The organism is Mannheimia granulomatis (assembly GCF_011455695.1).
In the GTDB taxonomy this organism is placed as follows: Bacteria; Pseudomonadota; Gammaproteobacteria; order Enterobacterales; family Pasteurellaceae; genus Mannheimia; species Mannheimia granulomatis_A.
On record NZ_CP015030.1, the window covers coordinates 1554186 to 1567220 of the forward strand.

At 45.1% G+C, this 13035-nt stretch carries 13 protein-coding genes, 3 pseudogenes and 1 other annotated feature (1 of these 17 cut by a window edge); of the genes and pseudogenes, 3 read left to right on the top strand and 13 right to left on the bottom strand.

The window, feature by feature from the left end; genetic code table 11:
- Window positions 1–78: 78 nt before the first annotated feature.
- The 3 genes from zwf to nudE form a co-directional block, all read right to left on the bottom strand.
- A complete protein-coding gene (gene zwf / locus A4G16_RS07440; RefSeq protein WP_165889350.1) occupies window positions 79–1566 on the bottom strand; it encodes a glucose-6-phosphate dehydrogenase in 1488 nt (495 codons plus the stop codon).
- 76 nt (window positions 1567–1642) lie between these two features.
- Entirely contained in the window at window positions 1643–2446 is an 804-nt protein-coding gene (gene cysQ, locus A4G16_RS07445) for a 3'(2'),5'-bisphosphate nucleotidase CysQ (RefSeq protein WP_165889351.1), read from the bottom strand.
- Window positions 2447–2469: 23 nt separating this feature from the next.
- A complete protein-coding gene (nudE, locus tag A4G16_RS07450) occupies window positions 2470–3009 on the bottom strand; it encodes an ADP compounds hydrolase NudE (protein WP_165889352.1) in 540 nt (179 codons plus the stop codon).
- Window positions 3010–3095: 86 nt separating this feature from the next.
- Here nudE and hslR point away from each other — a divergent pair, with 86 nt between their 5' ends.
- Together hslR and hslO are read left to right on the top strand one after the other, a co-directional pair.
- Window positions 3096–3506, top strand: a complete 411-nt coding sequence (hslR, locus tag A4G16_RS07455; RefSeq protein WP_165889353.1) for a ribosome-associated heat shock protein Hsp15 — start codon at window positions 3096–3098, stop codon at window positions 3504–3506.
- A 215-nt stretch (window positions 3507–3721) separates the two neighbouring features.
- A complete protein-coding gene (gene hslO / locus A4G16_RS07460; RefSeq protein WP_165889354.1) occupies window positions 3722–4615 on the top strand; it encodes an Hsp33 family molecular chaperone HslO in 894 nt (297 codons plus the stop codon).
- 81 nt (window positions 4616–4696) lie between these two features.
- Here hslO and hisIE read toward each other — a convergent pair.
- The 8 genes and pseudogenes from hisIE to A4G16_RS10980 form a co-directional block, all read right to left on the bottom strand.
- Window positions 4697–5344 (bottom strand): annotated as a pseudogene (gene hisIE / locus A4G16_RS07465) (bifunctional phosphoribosyl-AMP cyclohydrolase/phosphoribosyl-ATP diphosphatase HisIE); the annotation flags it as partial.
- Between the two features lie 94 nt (window positions 5345–5438).
- A complete protein-coding gene (gene hisF / locus A4G16_RS07470; protein ID WP_165889356.1) occupies window positions 5439–6212 on the bottom strand; it encodes an imidazole glycerol phosphate synthase subunit HisF in 774 nt (257 codons plus the stop codon).
- Complete coding sequence (gene hisA, locus A4G16_RS07475) at window positions 6194–6943, bottom strand: 1-(5-phosphoribosyl)-5-[(5-phosphoribosylamino)methylideneamino]imidazole-4-carboxamide isomerase (protein WP_165889357.1); 750 nt, start codon at window positions 6941–6943, stop codon at window positions 6194–6196. The genes hisF and hisA overlap by 19 nt, the downstream gene beginning before the upstream one ends.
- Before the next feature lie 161 nt (window positions 6944–7104).
- Window positions 7105–7695 carry an imidazole glycerol phosphate synthase subunit HisH gene (gene hisH, locus A4G16_RS07480; RefSeq protein ID WP_165889358.1) on the bottom strand — a complete coding sequence of 197 codons (591 nt, stop codon included), beginning with the start codon at window positions 7693–7695 and terminating at the stop codon, window positions 7105–7107.
- Window positions 7696–7722: 27 nt separating this feature from the next.
- Window positions 7723–8370 carry a DUF6904 family protein gene (locus A4G16_RS07485; RefSeq protein WP_165889359.1) on the bottom strand — a complete coding sequence of 216 codons (648 nt, stop codon included), beginning with the start codon at window positions 8368–8370 and terminating at the stop codon, window positions 7723–7725.
- Between the two features lie 57 nt (window positions 8371–8427).
- Window positions 8428–9516 carry a bifunctional histidinol-phosphatase/imidazoleglycerol-phosphate dehydratase HisB gene (hisB, locus tag A4G16_RS07490; protein ID WP_165889360.1) on the bottom strand — a complete coding sequence of 363 codons (1089 nt, stop codon included), beginning with the start codon at window positions 9514–9516 and terminating at the stop codon, window positions 8428–8430.
- A 126-nt stretch (window positions 9517–9642) separates the two neighbouring features.
- A complete protein-coding gene (tnpA, locus tag A4G16_RS07495) occupies window positions 9643–10083 on the bottom strand; it encodes an IS200/IS605 family transposase (RefSeq protein ID WP_165889361.1) in 441 nt (146 codons plus the stop codon).
- Between the two features lie 107 nt (window positions 10084–10190).
- Window positions 10191–10331 (bottom strand): annotated as a pseudogene (locus A4G16_RS10980) (histidinol-phosphate transaminase); the annotation flags it as partial.
- Between the two features lie 207 nt (window positions 10332–10538).
- Here A4G16_RS10980 and A4G16_RS07505 point away from each other — a divergent pair.
- Window positions 10539–10874 carry a DMT family transporter gene (locus tag A4G16_RS07505; protein ID WP_165889362.1) on the top strand — a complete coding sequence of 112 codons (336 nt, stop codon included), beginning with the start codon at window positions 10539–10541 and terminating at the stop codon, window positions 10872–10874.
- 60 nt (window positions 10875–10934) lie between these two features.
- On the opposite strand, the pseudogene A4G16_RS07510 reads toward A4G16_RS07505, so the two are convergent.
- Both A4G16_RS07510 and hisC read right to left on the bottom strand, forming a co-directional pair.
- Window positions 10935–11753 (bottom strand): annotated as a pseudogene (locus A4G16_RS07510) (histidinol dehydrogenase).
- Between the two features lie 93 nt (window positions 11754–11846).
- A complete protein-coding gene (gene hisC / locus A4G16_RS07515) occupies window positions 11847–12908 on the bottom strand; it encodes a histidinol-phosphate transaminase (RefSeq protein ID WP_165889363.1) in 1062 nt (353 codons plus the stop codon).
- 34 nt (window positions 12909–12942) lie between these two features.
- Window positions 12943–13035 (bottom strand) — a sequence feature (His leader region); it runs 30 nt beyond the window's last position.

Consider the following 13035-nt stretch of genomic DNA (forward strand, 5'->3'; position numbering starts at 1 on the left):
TTCATTCCGTAGGGTGAGGCTTGCCCCACCATTGCGATATTGATTGGATAATCGGCGGGGCAAGCCCCTCCTACAAATTTAAACCTTTTTCTTCATCATTCCAGACGGTTTACGCCACACTTTGCCATGTCTGGCAATGAGTTTATCAGCCTCTGTTGGCCCCCAAGTACCGGATTCATATTCATATACTCTGCCACGATTCGCTTTGTAATCTAAAATCGGCTGCACAAATCTCCAACAAGCGTGCACCGCATCAGTACGGGCAAATAAGGTTGCATCACCTTTTAACGCATCCAATAATAAACGTTCATAAGCAGTTAGAAGGCTTGAAGCTGTGCTTAAATCCGAATAACGGAAATCCATTGAAACTTCTTTTGCCTCAAAGCCGGCACCCGGTTTTTTCAAACCAAATCGCATGGAGATGCCTTCATCCGGCTGAACACGGATAACTAATTTATTTTCCGGTGCATTTTGGCTGAATACCGGGTGTGGTGTAGTTTTAAAATGGATCACAATTTCAGTCACACGAGTCGGCAAACGTTTACCAGTTCGCACATAGAACGGTACACCCGCCCAACGCCAGTTATCAATTTCACACTTCACTGCCATAAAGGTTTCAGTATTGGAATCTGCCGGCACGCCTTTTTCTTCTAGGTAGCCAACCACTTCTTCGCCATCAACCGTGCCTCTGCCGTATTGACCTAAAATCACATCGTTTTTTACATCTTCTTCCGATAACGGATGTAAGCAATGTAATACTTTCGCTACTTCATCACGCATTGAGTTTGCATTAATAATTGCAGGAGGTTCCATCGCAACCATCGCTAACACTTGCAGCAAATGGTTTTGGAACATATCACGCATTGCCCCTGAATCATCGTAGTAACCACCACGGTCTTCCACACCAATAGATTCTGCACCGGTAATTTCCACATAATCAATAAAATTGCGGTTCCAAAGTGGTTCAAATAAGCCGTTAGAGAAGCGTAAAACCAGTAAGTTTTGAACGGTTTCTTTACCTAAATAGTGATCGATACGGTAGATTTGGTGCTCTTCAAAGCATTTATGAATTTGAACGTCTAATTTTTTTGCCGTTTCAATATCATAGCCGAACGGTTTCTCCACAATAATACGCTTCCAACCAAATTCTTCAGTGGTTAAGCCATGTGCTGCTAAACATTCAGGAATCACACCATATAAGCTTGGTGGTGTTGAAAGGTAGTAAAGTGTATTACCGCAAGTTTGGTATTTATCGTGCAATTCATCTAGGCGAGGTAATAATTTAGCGTAATCCACTGCATCTGAGGTATTCACAGCTTGATAGTAAAGGTGCTCGCAAAATTCATCTAATTTTGGACCGCTTGCTTTTTCAAACTTTACCAGAGCATCACGCATTTTTTGGCGAAATAATTCATCTGTCAATTCTGAACGAGAAACACCTAATACTGAGAAATGCTCACCGAGTCTTCCGATTTTATATAAATTATAAAGGGCGGGAATTAATTTACGAAAAGTCAAATCGCCGGAGGCTCCAAAAATGACCACACAACTATTTTCAGCATTCATCTTTTATATATCCTGTATTTGTTAAAATATTGTTTAATGCTGCAAGATTATCATAAAAATTGCTAATGGGAAGCCCCTATTTGAATAAAAATATTTTATCCCATTCTTGTTTTTTATCTGCAACCATCAAAAAGTAAGGATTAATTAATGTTTCACGCTGATTATAAGTTAATGGCGAAAAATTAAAATCAAAAATAGCTCCTCCGACTTCTTTAAGCAGCACTTCCGCCACGGCGGTATCCCACTCTCCCGTATCACCAAAACGGATATAACAATCTGCCTTGCCTTCAGCAACCAGCCCAGCTTTTAAGCTGCTTGAACCATATTGCAAAAAGCGTACTCCGCTTTTTACCAATGCTTGATTTGCTTTATTCGAATGATGCTGACTACCTACCGCAACTACCAACTCATTCTGATTAAAGACAGGTTTTACAAGCGGTCGAATTTTGCCATTTTCTTGCAAAAATGCACCACCGCCTGCCATTGCGAAATAAAGCTTATCAAGAATCGGGGCATAAATAACACCCAACACAGGCTGATTTTCCTGCACTAAACCAATCACAATCGAAAACTGATCTGTTCGGTTAATAAATTGCTGCGTGCCATCTAATGGATCAATAATCCAGTATTCCTGCCATTGACGGCGTTCTGTTAAGGGAACATCACAGCTCTCTTCCGACAACACCGGCACATTCGGTGTAAGCTGCTGTAAACGCAGGGTAATAAATTGACTAATAAATAAATCTGCTTCTGTTACCGGTGTGTCATCGGCCTTAATTTTGATCTCAACCGCACGAGCATAAAATTGTTTTAAATGCTCACCGGCTTCCTTAGCAAGAGCGATAATAGTATCAAGTAATGTTTGATTTAAAGTTTGCATAATTGCCTCCGAAAGGCTTATTTTTATTTTAAATAATCTCTTAGCATAAACAATGCGGACAAATTTCTGGCTTCCGCAAAATGTACATCAGCCAATAGTTCATCAATTTTATCAAGTGGATAACGTACAATTTCTAAAGGCTCCGGTTCATCACCCTCTAATTGAGAGGGGTATAAATCTTCCGCCACAAACACGTGCATTAAGCCATACATATGGCTTGGGCCACTATAAAGTGAACGCAAAAATGCCAGTTTTCTTGCCCCGAAACCAATTTCTTCCTGCAATTCTCGATTCGCACTTTCAATCGGATCTTCACCTGAATCAACAATTCCTTTCGGAAAACTCAATTCATAACGCTCAGAGCCTACCGCATACTCTTTAATGAAAATCAGCTCATTATTTTGGATAGGTATCACTAACACAGAAGAACGGCGTTGCGGCGTTAAACGCTCATAAGTCCGCTCCTCTCCGTTTGAAAAACGCAAATCAACTGCTTGCACCTCAAAAATGTGAGTTTTTGCAATAGTTGCAATGTTTAAAATTTTAGGAAGTTGCTTGGTCATGTTATCTCACCTTTTTGAGTTATTTTAGTTGAAAAATCAGACTTTATCTCTATTATTCTTACATTGTTTTGATTTTAGGACAGAAAATGAAAAATAAAAGTGAAAAACACGACAGCGAAGTCCGTTTAGATAAGTGGCTCTGGGCGGCTCGTTTCTACAAAACCCGCTCTATTGCAAAAGCAATGATTGAAGGCGGAAAAGTGCATTACAACGGGCAGCGTGCGAAAGTCAGCAAAGCTGTCGAAATCGGGGCAATTATCAAGCTTCGCCAAGGCAATGAAGAAAAAGAGGTAGAAGTGCTTGCCTTAAGCGACCAACGCCGTGGCGCACCCGAGGCACAATTGCTCTACCAAGAAACGGAAAAAAGTATTAAACACCGTGAGGCAATGGCATTTGCCCGCAAAGCCAATGCACTTTCAATGCCTCACCCGGACCGCCGACCAAACAAAAAAGAGCGGCGAGATTTAATTAAATTCAAAGAACAAGAATTTAGCTAAACCGTTAAAATTAACCCTTGTAATTACGAAAATTATCCTTATATTGTGAGGCAGCGAAGCACGGTGGGCAATTTGCTCACCTTTTTAATTTTTACAAGCGGTGATTTTTTACTCGCTACGCTCGCACTTCGTGCCGTCGGCAGAGCCGACGTTCAAACGTAAGCGTTTGTGCAAAATTTTACCAAAAACCGACCGCTTGCAAACTAGGAAACACAATGAACTATACCAAAGACAACGACAAACTTTACCGCTACTTATTCAAAGAACGAGCAGTGCGTGGCGAATGGGTGCGTTTAAACAACACCTTTACCGAAACCTTGAACACCCACCACTACCCAAAAGCAGTGCAAAATTTATTGGGCGAAATGCTAGTTGCCACCAGCCTTTTAACCGCCACAATGAAATTTAACGGTACAATCACCGTGCAAATTCAGGGCGATGGTCCGTTAAAATTAGCGGTAGTAAACGGAAACGATCAGCAACAACTACGAGCCTTAGCTCGAGTTCAGGCAGAGGTTGCCGATAATGCCACGCTTTCAGAAATGATTGGCAACGGCGTGCTGGTAATTTCGATTATCCCAACCGATGGCGAACGCTACCAAGGCGTGATTGCCCTCGACAAACCGACTATTCGTGAATGTTTGGAAGATTATTTTGAACGCTCGGAACAGCTTAAAACGCATCTGATTATCCGCAACGGCGAATATGAAGGCAAAGTGGTGGCAGGCGGAATGCTACTGCAAATTATGCCGGACGGCACAGGCTCTCGTGATGATTTCGAGCATTTAGCCACGCTGACTGAAACGGTAAAAGACGAAGAATTATTCGGCTTAGAAGCCGAAGAGCTACTCTACCGCCTCTACCACGAAGAACAAGTGGAGGTCTATCCGCCACAAGAAACCGAATTCAAATGCGGCTGCTCAAGAGAACGCTCCAGCTCGGCATTGTTACTTGTGCCGGCAGAGGAAATTGATGAAATGTTAGCCGAAAAACAGGGCGTGATTGATATGCAATGCGAATGTTGCGGTACCCAATATTTCTTCGACAAAGCAGCCATTGAGAGCTTTAGAGAAGAGGCGGAAAAATTAAGCTCATTAGGCTTAAATTAAGCCATCTAGCTAAACAAGCGGTCAAAATTCGATAATTTTTTGCAATTTGCAAAATCTTTCAAAAATTTGACCGCTTGCATTTTATTTATTTGAACCTTCAGGGTGTAAACCAATACCTTTATGCCGTTCCTTTAATTTCGCATTCACATCCGCCCAAGAAAGCTCAGCATTGTGTAGCAACACCGTTAAATGGTAAGCCAAATCCGCCACTTCTGACACCAACTCTTCCCGATCATTTTTCATTGCTGCAATCACGCTTTCCACCGCTTCTTCCCCCACTTTTTGGGCGATTTTGTGCGTGCCTTTGGTGTAAAGTTTTGCTGTGTAAGAACTTTCCGGATCGGCATTTTTACGCTCAGCGATCATTCGCTCTAATTTAGAAAAGAAGATCCAATCTGGCTGTTCTTGCTCAAATTGATGAAAACAGCTCTCCGCCCCTGTGTGGCAGGTTTCACCGATGGGGTTGGCGAGGATTAACAACGTATCGTTGTCACAATCCAAGCTCATATCCACCACGTTTAAGAAATTGCCCGAGGTTTCGCCTTTTGTCCATAAACGTTGTTTTGTGCGAGAGTAGAAAGTCACTCGTTTTTCGTTAAGCGTTTTGGCTAGAGCTTCTTCATTCATATAGCCAAGCATTAACACTTCGCAGGTTTGAGCGTTTTGGACGATAACGGGGAGCAAACCATCAACTTTATTCCAATCTATTTTATTTCGCATTTTTTCTTCCTTTTTTGACCGCTTGCAAAATGTGCGTAGGGGCGGGTTTTAACCCGCCCGTAGATTTCTGGGTTATCGGGAGGGTTAAAACCCTCCCCTACGATTATTTACGGATTTCTACCCCTTCCTTCGCCAAATACGCCTTCAACTCGCCAATATTGATAATCTGCTTATGAAACACGCTGGCTGCCAACGCTCCATCAACTTGAGCATCAATAAAGGCATCACGGAAATGCACCATTTCACCCGCTCCGCCTGAGGCAATCAGTGGCACTTGGCAGACTTCACGCACTTGTTTGAGTTGCACCAAATCGTAGCCGTTACGCACGCCGTCTTGGTTCATCATATTGAGTACGATTTCGCCTGCGCCACGTTTTTGCACCTCTGCCACCCAATCAAGCAGTTGCCAGTTGGTTTGACGAGTGCGTTTTTCATCGCCGGTGTATTGATTAACCCAATATTTGCCTGTCTCGGCTTCAAACCAGCTATCAATGCCGACCACAATTGCCTGCACGCCAAAACGATCCGCAAGGCGGGAAATCAAATCAGGCTCGGCAAGGGCGGGCGAGTTGATCGAGATTTTGTCCGCCCCGAACGCGAAAATCTGTTCCGCATCGGCAATGGTTTTGATACCACCCGCCACGCAGAACGGAATATCAATCACCTGTGCCACACGCTCAACCCAGCTTTTATCCACCGTGCGACCGTCCGATGAGGCGGTGATGTCGTAAAACACCAACTCATCCGCCCCTTCTTCGGCGTAACGCTGGGCAAGCGGCACGATGTCGCCGATGATTTCGTGATTGCGGAACTGTACGCCTTTGACGACCTGGCCGTCACGCACGTCCAAACAAGGAATTATCCGTTTTGCCAACATTCGATTGCCTCCGCCACATTAAATTTACCTTCCAACAACGCACGCCCCACGATCACACCCGCCACGCCAGTGCCTTTGAGTGCTGCAATATCCGCCAAATTGCCGATACCGCCTGAGGATTGGAATTCGATTTCAGGGTATTTGGAACAGATTTCACGGTACAGCTCCACATTTGAGCCAGCCAGTGTGCCGTCTCGGGAGATATCGGTGCATAAAACGTGTTTTAAGCCAACGGTTTGAAAGTCTTCAATCAGCTCTTCAAGCGACACGCCGCTCGCCTCTTGCCAACCGCTAATGGCGATGATTTTGTTGCCGTTTTGGTCGATATTCACATCCAACGCCAACACAAATTTCTCAGCACCGTACTTTTCAAACCAGCTTTTGACGGTTTCTCGTTCTTTGACGGCTGTAGAGCCAATCACCACACGGCTTGCCCCCACCGCCAATAAATCCGCCACATCTTGCTCAGTGCGGATACCGCCGCCGACTTGGATCGGGCAGTTCGTGGCGGCGATGATTTTGCCGATAAGTGCGGTCTGTCTTTCGGCAGGATTTTTCGCCCCCGTTAAATCCACCAAGTGCAACTGCTTCGCCCCTTGTGCCACATAATCAGCAAACTGGGCGATGGGGTCATCGGTGTAGGTGGTCTGTTTGGCATAATCGCCTTGGTGCAACCGCACCACTTGCCCGTTGATGAGATCAAGGGCGGGGATGATTTGAGAGTGTTTCATAGTGTTTTCCTGTGTACCCCATACGAGCCGTATGGGGCTATATAATCCAAGCCGCTCTGCGGCTTTCTAGTTAGAAGCCCCAAAGGGGCTTGGTTTATTCAGCCTAGCACGGCTCGTGCTAGGTATAACAAGCGGTCAAATTCTGCCAAAAATTTGCAAAATTAGATATTCTCCACAAAATTCCTTAACAGCTTCGCCCCGGCTTCGCCCGAGCGTTCAGGGTGGAACTGCACGCCGTAGAAATTTTTATTGGCAATCGCCGCCGAGAACGGGACGCCGTAGTCGCAAGTAGCGATGGTGTGAGCATTCGGACTGACGGCATAGCTATGCACAAAATAGAAATGGTTGCCTTGCTCAATACAGTGGAATAACGGGTGGTCGGCTTGATACTGCACCTTATTCCAGCCCATATGTGGCAACGGCAAGCCGGTGTTTGGCAACAGCTCGGTTTTTCCGCTCATTAGGCTCAGGGTTTCTACATCGCCCTCGTGGGAAAATTCGGTCATTAGCTGCATACCCAAACAGATACCGAGCATTGGCTGAGTAGCATTTTGGATCGTTTCAATCAGCTGACGATCCTGCAGATTTTTCATCGCTGCAATTGCCGTTCCCACACCAGGGAGCAGTAGCTTATCGGCGGATTGTATTTTGCCGAGATCACGAGAGATCTCAGCCTGAATGCCAAGGCGGTCAAAAGCAAATTTGACCGAAGACAGGTTGGCACAGCCTGTGTCGATGATGGTGAGTTGCATGTTTACTCTCTATTAAGAAATTAGATTTTACCATTCAAAATCCCTAGGATATTCATCTATAGAAAAATCTAATTTAGGATTTTTATAGTAAGGAAGAAAACTCTTTAACACAGGAAGTAAAAACTTCTCTTTTTCCTGTACTGTTTTTAATGTCAAGAAAAAATAATTTCTACTCGGTAATTTTTCAAATAAAATATCTTGATTTAGAGATGCTATTACAGGTAATAATTCTATTATTTCATCACAATCTCTAGGAAAGTATTTTTTCAGCTCTTTCTCAAGTTGAAATTCTAATGCATACATTATTGATAATTCATATTTATCATTATTATTAAATGACATAGAACTTCTCATCATAGATACTAAAACTATAAATAGTATCAATATGCATTCTGAGCCATATAAACAATATTCATTGTCTTGAAAATCCAAGTGTTTTTCTATATGTCTATGGCCTTCATAAGACTTCCTTATTTCATAAGGAATACTGTAAAGTTCATCAATCAATCTTTGATGTTTAAAAAAGCTACCTTCTTCTAATAGCTTTCCCATCAGTTCTCTTAAAGACATTAAATCATTTGTAGTTCCCCAAATAGAAAATCCCGATAAATTTTTCGTAATCTGTAAATATATCATTAAAGCTACCCCATAAATACAAGCGGTTAAAATCCCCAAAAACTTTGCAAATTCAAACCGCACTTTCGGGCGGGTTAAAACCCGCCCCTACGTTGATTATAAAACACCTTTGCTGCTCGGCAACTCATTCCCTTCAATACGAATGCACTGTCTGAGCGTTCTGCCGAAGACTTTGAACAGGCTTTCGATTTTGTGGTGATCGTTGTCGCCTTTTGCTTTGATGTGCAAGGTGGCGAGCAGAGTGAAGGCGATGGATTGGAAGAAGTGTTCGGTCAGTTCGGTGCTGAAATCGCCCACTTTGTCGCGTTTGAAATCGGCTTTGAACTTGATGAACGGGCGACCCGATAAATCCATTGTGCATTCGGCTTTGCATTCGTCCATCGGCAGCACGAAGCCGAAACGGGCTATGCCACGTTTGTCGCCAATCGCTTGTTTAAGGGCAGTGCCGAGGGCAAGGGCAGTGTCTTCAACGGTGTGGTGTTCGTCAATCCATAAGTCGCCTTTGGTGGTGATGTTCATTCGGAAACCGCCGTGGGTGGCGATTTGGTCGAGCATATGGTCGAAAAAGCCCACGCCTGTGCTGATTTCGTTCGCGCCTGTTTCGTCCAGCCACACTTGTACTTTGATGTCGGTTTCTTTGGTTTTACGCTCAACGATGGCATAACGCGGCGTGCGGTCGCCGATGTTGGTGACGGGCTCATTCAACAATTTTTCAGTGATTAAATCCCAGTTCAGCTTTTCAGGGTGATATTGAAGCGCTTTGATGCCAAGGTTTTCCGCCAGTTGCACATCGGTGGCACGGTCGCCAATTACAAAGCTGTTGGCAGGGTCAAACAGTTGGCGGTCGATGTACTTTTGCAGCAGTTTAGTATGCGGTTTGCGGCAGTCGCAGCCGTCTTCAGGCTTGTGCGGACAAATCAAGACCTCATCAAATTCAATGCCTTGCGAATTGAACAACGCCATCATCGCATTGTGTGGCTTGTCAAAATCTTCCTGCGGGAACGAACTCGTGCCTAAGCCGTCTTGGTTTGAGACCATTACAAAACGGTATTTTCTTTTGAGTTTGAGCAGTGATGGAATCACGTTCGGCTCGAATTTCAGCTTTTCGAGGCTGTCAATTTGGAAATCGGTTTTTGGTTCGTCAATTAACGTGCCGTCACGGTCGATGAAAAGGGTTGGTTGCATTGGGTTTCTCCTATCTGTGCCTAGCACGAGCCGTGCTAGGCTGAATAATCCGAGCTACTCCGTAGCTCTAATCTATCAGTCGCGGAGCGACTGGGTTTATCTAGCCTAGGACGGCTCGTCCTAGGATTACAAATCTCGTTCTAAATATTCATCAAAATCCACAATCAAGGCTTTCATTTCATCAATAAAACCAATATGTTTATGATGTGCCTTCTGATTTTTGATGTAATTCATAATTTTTACTTTTTCGTGTTCGCTATAAGTCAAAGCACAATAGCCCTTCGACCACGCATAGAAATCAGGAAAAAGATCGCTGTGCTGCTCGAGCCATTTATGGCTGGCATTTTTGAGCTGTTTTACAAAATCTGATACTGCAAAACTTGGGTGAATTTCCACCAGCAAATGCAGATGATCGGGCATTCCATTAATACGATGCAACGTACAACGCTGTTGCTGACAAAACGCCCAAATGTATTGATACAACTCTTTTTCGTTTTCCTCTTTAATAGCAGGAACGCTTTGTAAAGTACGAAAAACGATGTGGTAGAACAGTTTTGTATAGCTCATAGAACCTAATCATTCATACCCCATACGAGCCGTACGGGGCTATTTAATCCGAGCCACTTTGTGGCTCTATATATTTGTATCATCAGCCACAAAGCGGCTGGGTTTATCTAACCTAGGACGGCTCGTCCTAGGTAATCCACCACTCTCTGATTTTCCTCCGCCGTCCCCACCGTAATCCTTATACAATCCTTCAACCCTAGCGCCTTGTGCTGATCCCTTAAAATAATCCCCTGTTCCCAAAACGCTTTGGTCTTTGAGGCTCACGAACACATAAGCGCCGTCGTTTAAAACGGGGTCATTGTAGCGAGTAATTGATTTAAATCGCTGATTAGTGTCATTATTACCCTCTTTATTTCGTTGTTGCGCACAAATAAATATAAAACACAAGTCTACCCAATTTATTATGATTCGATAAAATAAGCGTCCCCTTTAATATTATTTCAGGAGTTTATTTTATGAATAATGCTTGGCTTTTATTGGCGGTTTCGATTATTGCCGAAGTGTGCGGCACCACCAGTTTAAAATACAGTGAAGGCTTTTCAAAACCTTTGCCGACCCTTGCGGCTTTGTGTGCGTTTGGTATTGCATTTTATTGTATCTCCATTGTTTTCAAAACCTTGCCAATGGGCTTGGTGTATGCCATTTGGTCAGGGCTGGGCATTGTGTTAACCGCCGCAATTGCCTTTTTCCTATTCGGGCAGAAACCCGATTTATGGGGATTTGTCGGAATGGCGATGATTATTGGCGGCGTGCTGGTGATTAATTTACTTTCTTCCAGCTCGGCACATTAAAAGTAATAAAAACAAGCGGTCGGTTTTGATAAAAAATTAGCAAAACCGACGGCGGTTTCTTTATTTCTCCAACTTTTTCAACCGCACTTCCACCGCCAACTTATGCACTGCAAGCTGCTCCGCTTCTGCCATCGCCATCACGGTCGGGGCAAGCGCTTTGAAGCTTTGGGGAGTGAGTTCTTGTACGGTCATTCGTTTGCTGAAATAGGCTAAACCCAGGCTGAAATGGGTGCGGGTGTAGCCGTAGGTCAGCAGGACGTAGTTGGTGCCACCCGCGTAGTCGCCCATACTTTCGGGGCTGTATGCGCCGAGGAAAATCAAGCCTGCGTTGTCGAGCCAGCCGAGGTAAATGGTCTCCACGCAGCATAAGTTGGCGGTGTAGAGAATTTCATCGGCAATCAGTGACAGGGTGCAAAGCACGACCTTTCAGCCTGCGATTTTGGCCGGCACAGCGAGCATCAACACGGTAGAAAACAGCGGTGCCGAGCCACCTGGAATGTACAAACCAACCGTTTCAATTGCGCGGGTCAGTACTTGGCAACGCACGCCCGTTTGGGTTTCGATATCGACCGTTTGTGGTTTTTGTGCCTCGTGAAAGGCGGTGATGTTGGCTTTGGCGTTTTGAATAGCGGCTTTGAGCTCAGGCGAAACCCGTTCGACCGCCGCCGCGATTTGTTCGGCAGAAACAGCGAGGCTTGCCAGCTCGGTTTTGTCGAATTTGGCGGTGAGCTCGAAAAGTGCTTTATCGCCATCGGTTTTCACTAAATCTAAGATATTTTCCACCGCACTTTTGATTTCGTCAGATGAGGAAATCGGCGGACGTGCCAAAGCGCTTTGTTGTTCAGCTGGGGTGAGGGTGTTCCAAATGAGGGTTTGCATCTTGTTCTCCTACCCCACACGCGCCGTGTGAGGCTACATCATCTACGCTACTCCGTAGCTCTATCTAATCAGTCGCGGAGCGACTGGGTTTATCTAGCCTAGGACGGCTCGTCCTAGGTAATCCACAACGCGCTGATTTTCTTCCGCCATCCCTACCGTAATCCTTATACAATCCGCCAGCCCAAGCGCTTTGTGCTGATCCCGCAAAATAATTCCCTGCTCCCAAAGCGCTTTAAACACTTTCTGCCCGTCTTGGCATTTAAACAGCAGATAATTCGCTTCACTCTCAAATACTTTTTCCACAAGCGGTAAGTTTTCGAGATTTTTTTGCAATTCGGCACGCAGGGCGATCACGTCCGCCACTCGCTCACGCATTTGTGCAATGCCTTGAGGGGAAAGGGCTTGGGCGGCGATATCGGACACCGGCACAGGCAGCGGATACGGGGCAATCACTTTTTGCAGCACACCAATCAGCTCGGCATTTGCCAAGGTAAAGCCACAACGCAAACCTGCCAAGGCGAAGGCTTTGGAGAGCGTGCGGATAATCGCCAAATGGGGGAAATTTTTCAGCTCGCTTACGAGGCTCGCCTCAGGACAGAATTCAATGTACGCCTCATCGACCACACAAAGCGCTTTGCCCTCCGTCATTTGCAAAAGTTCGAGCAAATCCGACCGCTTGATCAGGTTACCTGTCGGGTTGTTTGGGCTGCACACGAACACCACTTTCACCCCGTCTAAATTGGCTTGGATTTGCGGTAAATCAAGCTGGAAATCAGCCGTCAGTGGCACGGTTTTGGTGGCAATGCCGCAAGTGTCGGCACTCACGGCGTACATTCCATACGTCGGCGGACAGTAAAGAATGCTATCGTTCGGCTCGCAAAACGCCCGAATAATCAGCTCAATACTCTCATCGCCGCCACGGGAAACCAGCACATTTTCAGGCTGAACGCCTGCGTAACGGGCGTAGCCCTCAATCACTGCCTGCGGCTGTGGCTCGGGGTAACGGTTAAAAGTGCGGTCGGTTAAATCAAAGTTTGGTGAAACGGCATATTCATTCGCATTCAACCACACATCTCCACTGCCGCCCAATCGACGGGCGGATTGGTAAGGGGTCAGGGCTTGAATGTTTTTTCGGGAAAGTTGTGAGATTGTCATATTGTGTTCCTGTTATTAATCTAAATTCTAGCTATAAAAAAATCTCTCGAAAGTTGCCTTCCGAGAGATTATTTATTGACTGCTACACTTGCTCGGAAGATTTATCTTCCGCACACACCAAATGCCC

Excerpts from the sequence above, each read along its gene's own strand:
- zwf (WP_165889350.1), bottom strand. The coding sequence starts at position 1,566 with ATGAATGCTGAAAATAGTTGTGTGGTCATTTTTGGAGCCTCCGGCGAT.
- cysQ (WP_165889351.1), bottom strand. The coding sequence starts at position 2,446 with ATGCAAACTTTAAATCAAACATTACTTGATACTATTATCGCTCTTGCT.
- nudE (WP_165889352.1), bottom strand. The coding sequence starts at position 3,009 with ATGACCAAGCAACTTCCTAAAATTTTAAACATTGCAACTATTGCAAAA.
- hslR (WP_165889353.1), top strand. The coding sequence starts at position 3,096 with ATGAAAAATAAAAGTGAAAAACACGACAGCGAAGTCCGTTTAGATAAG.
- hslO (WP_165889354.1), top strand. The coding sequence starts at position 3,722 with ATGAACTATACCAAAGACAACGACAAACTTTACCGCTACTTATTCAAA.
- hisF (WP_165889356.1), bottom strand. The coding sequence starts at position 6,212 with ATGTTGGCAAAACGGATAATTCCTTGTTTGGACGTGCGTGACGGCCAG.
- hisA (WP_165889357.1), bottom strand. The coding sequence starts at position 6,943 with ATGAAACACTCTCAAATCATCCCCGCCCTTGATCTCATCAACGGGCAA.
- hisH (WP_165889358.1), bottom strand. The coding sequence starts at position 7,695 with ATGCAACTCACCATCATCGACACAGGCTGTGCCAACCTGTCTTCGGTC.
- hisB (WP_165889360.1), bottom strand. The coding sequence starts at position 9,516 with ATGCAACCAACCCTTTTCATCGACCGTGACGGCACGTTAATTGACGAA.
- tnpA (WP_165889361.1), bottom strand. The coding sequence starts at position 10,083 with ATGAGCTATACAAAACTGTTCTACCACATCGTTTTTCGTACTTTACAA.
- A4G16_RS07505 (WP_165889362.1), top strand. The coding sequence starts at position 10,539 with ATGAATAATGCTTGGCTTTTATTGGCGGTTTCGATTATTGCCGAAGTG.
- hisC (WP_165889363.1), bottom strand. The coding sequence starts at position 12,908 with ATGACAATCTCACAACTTTCCCGAAAAAACATTCAAGCCCTGACCCCT.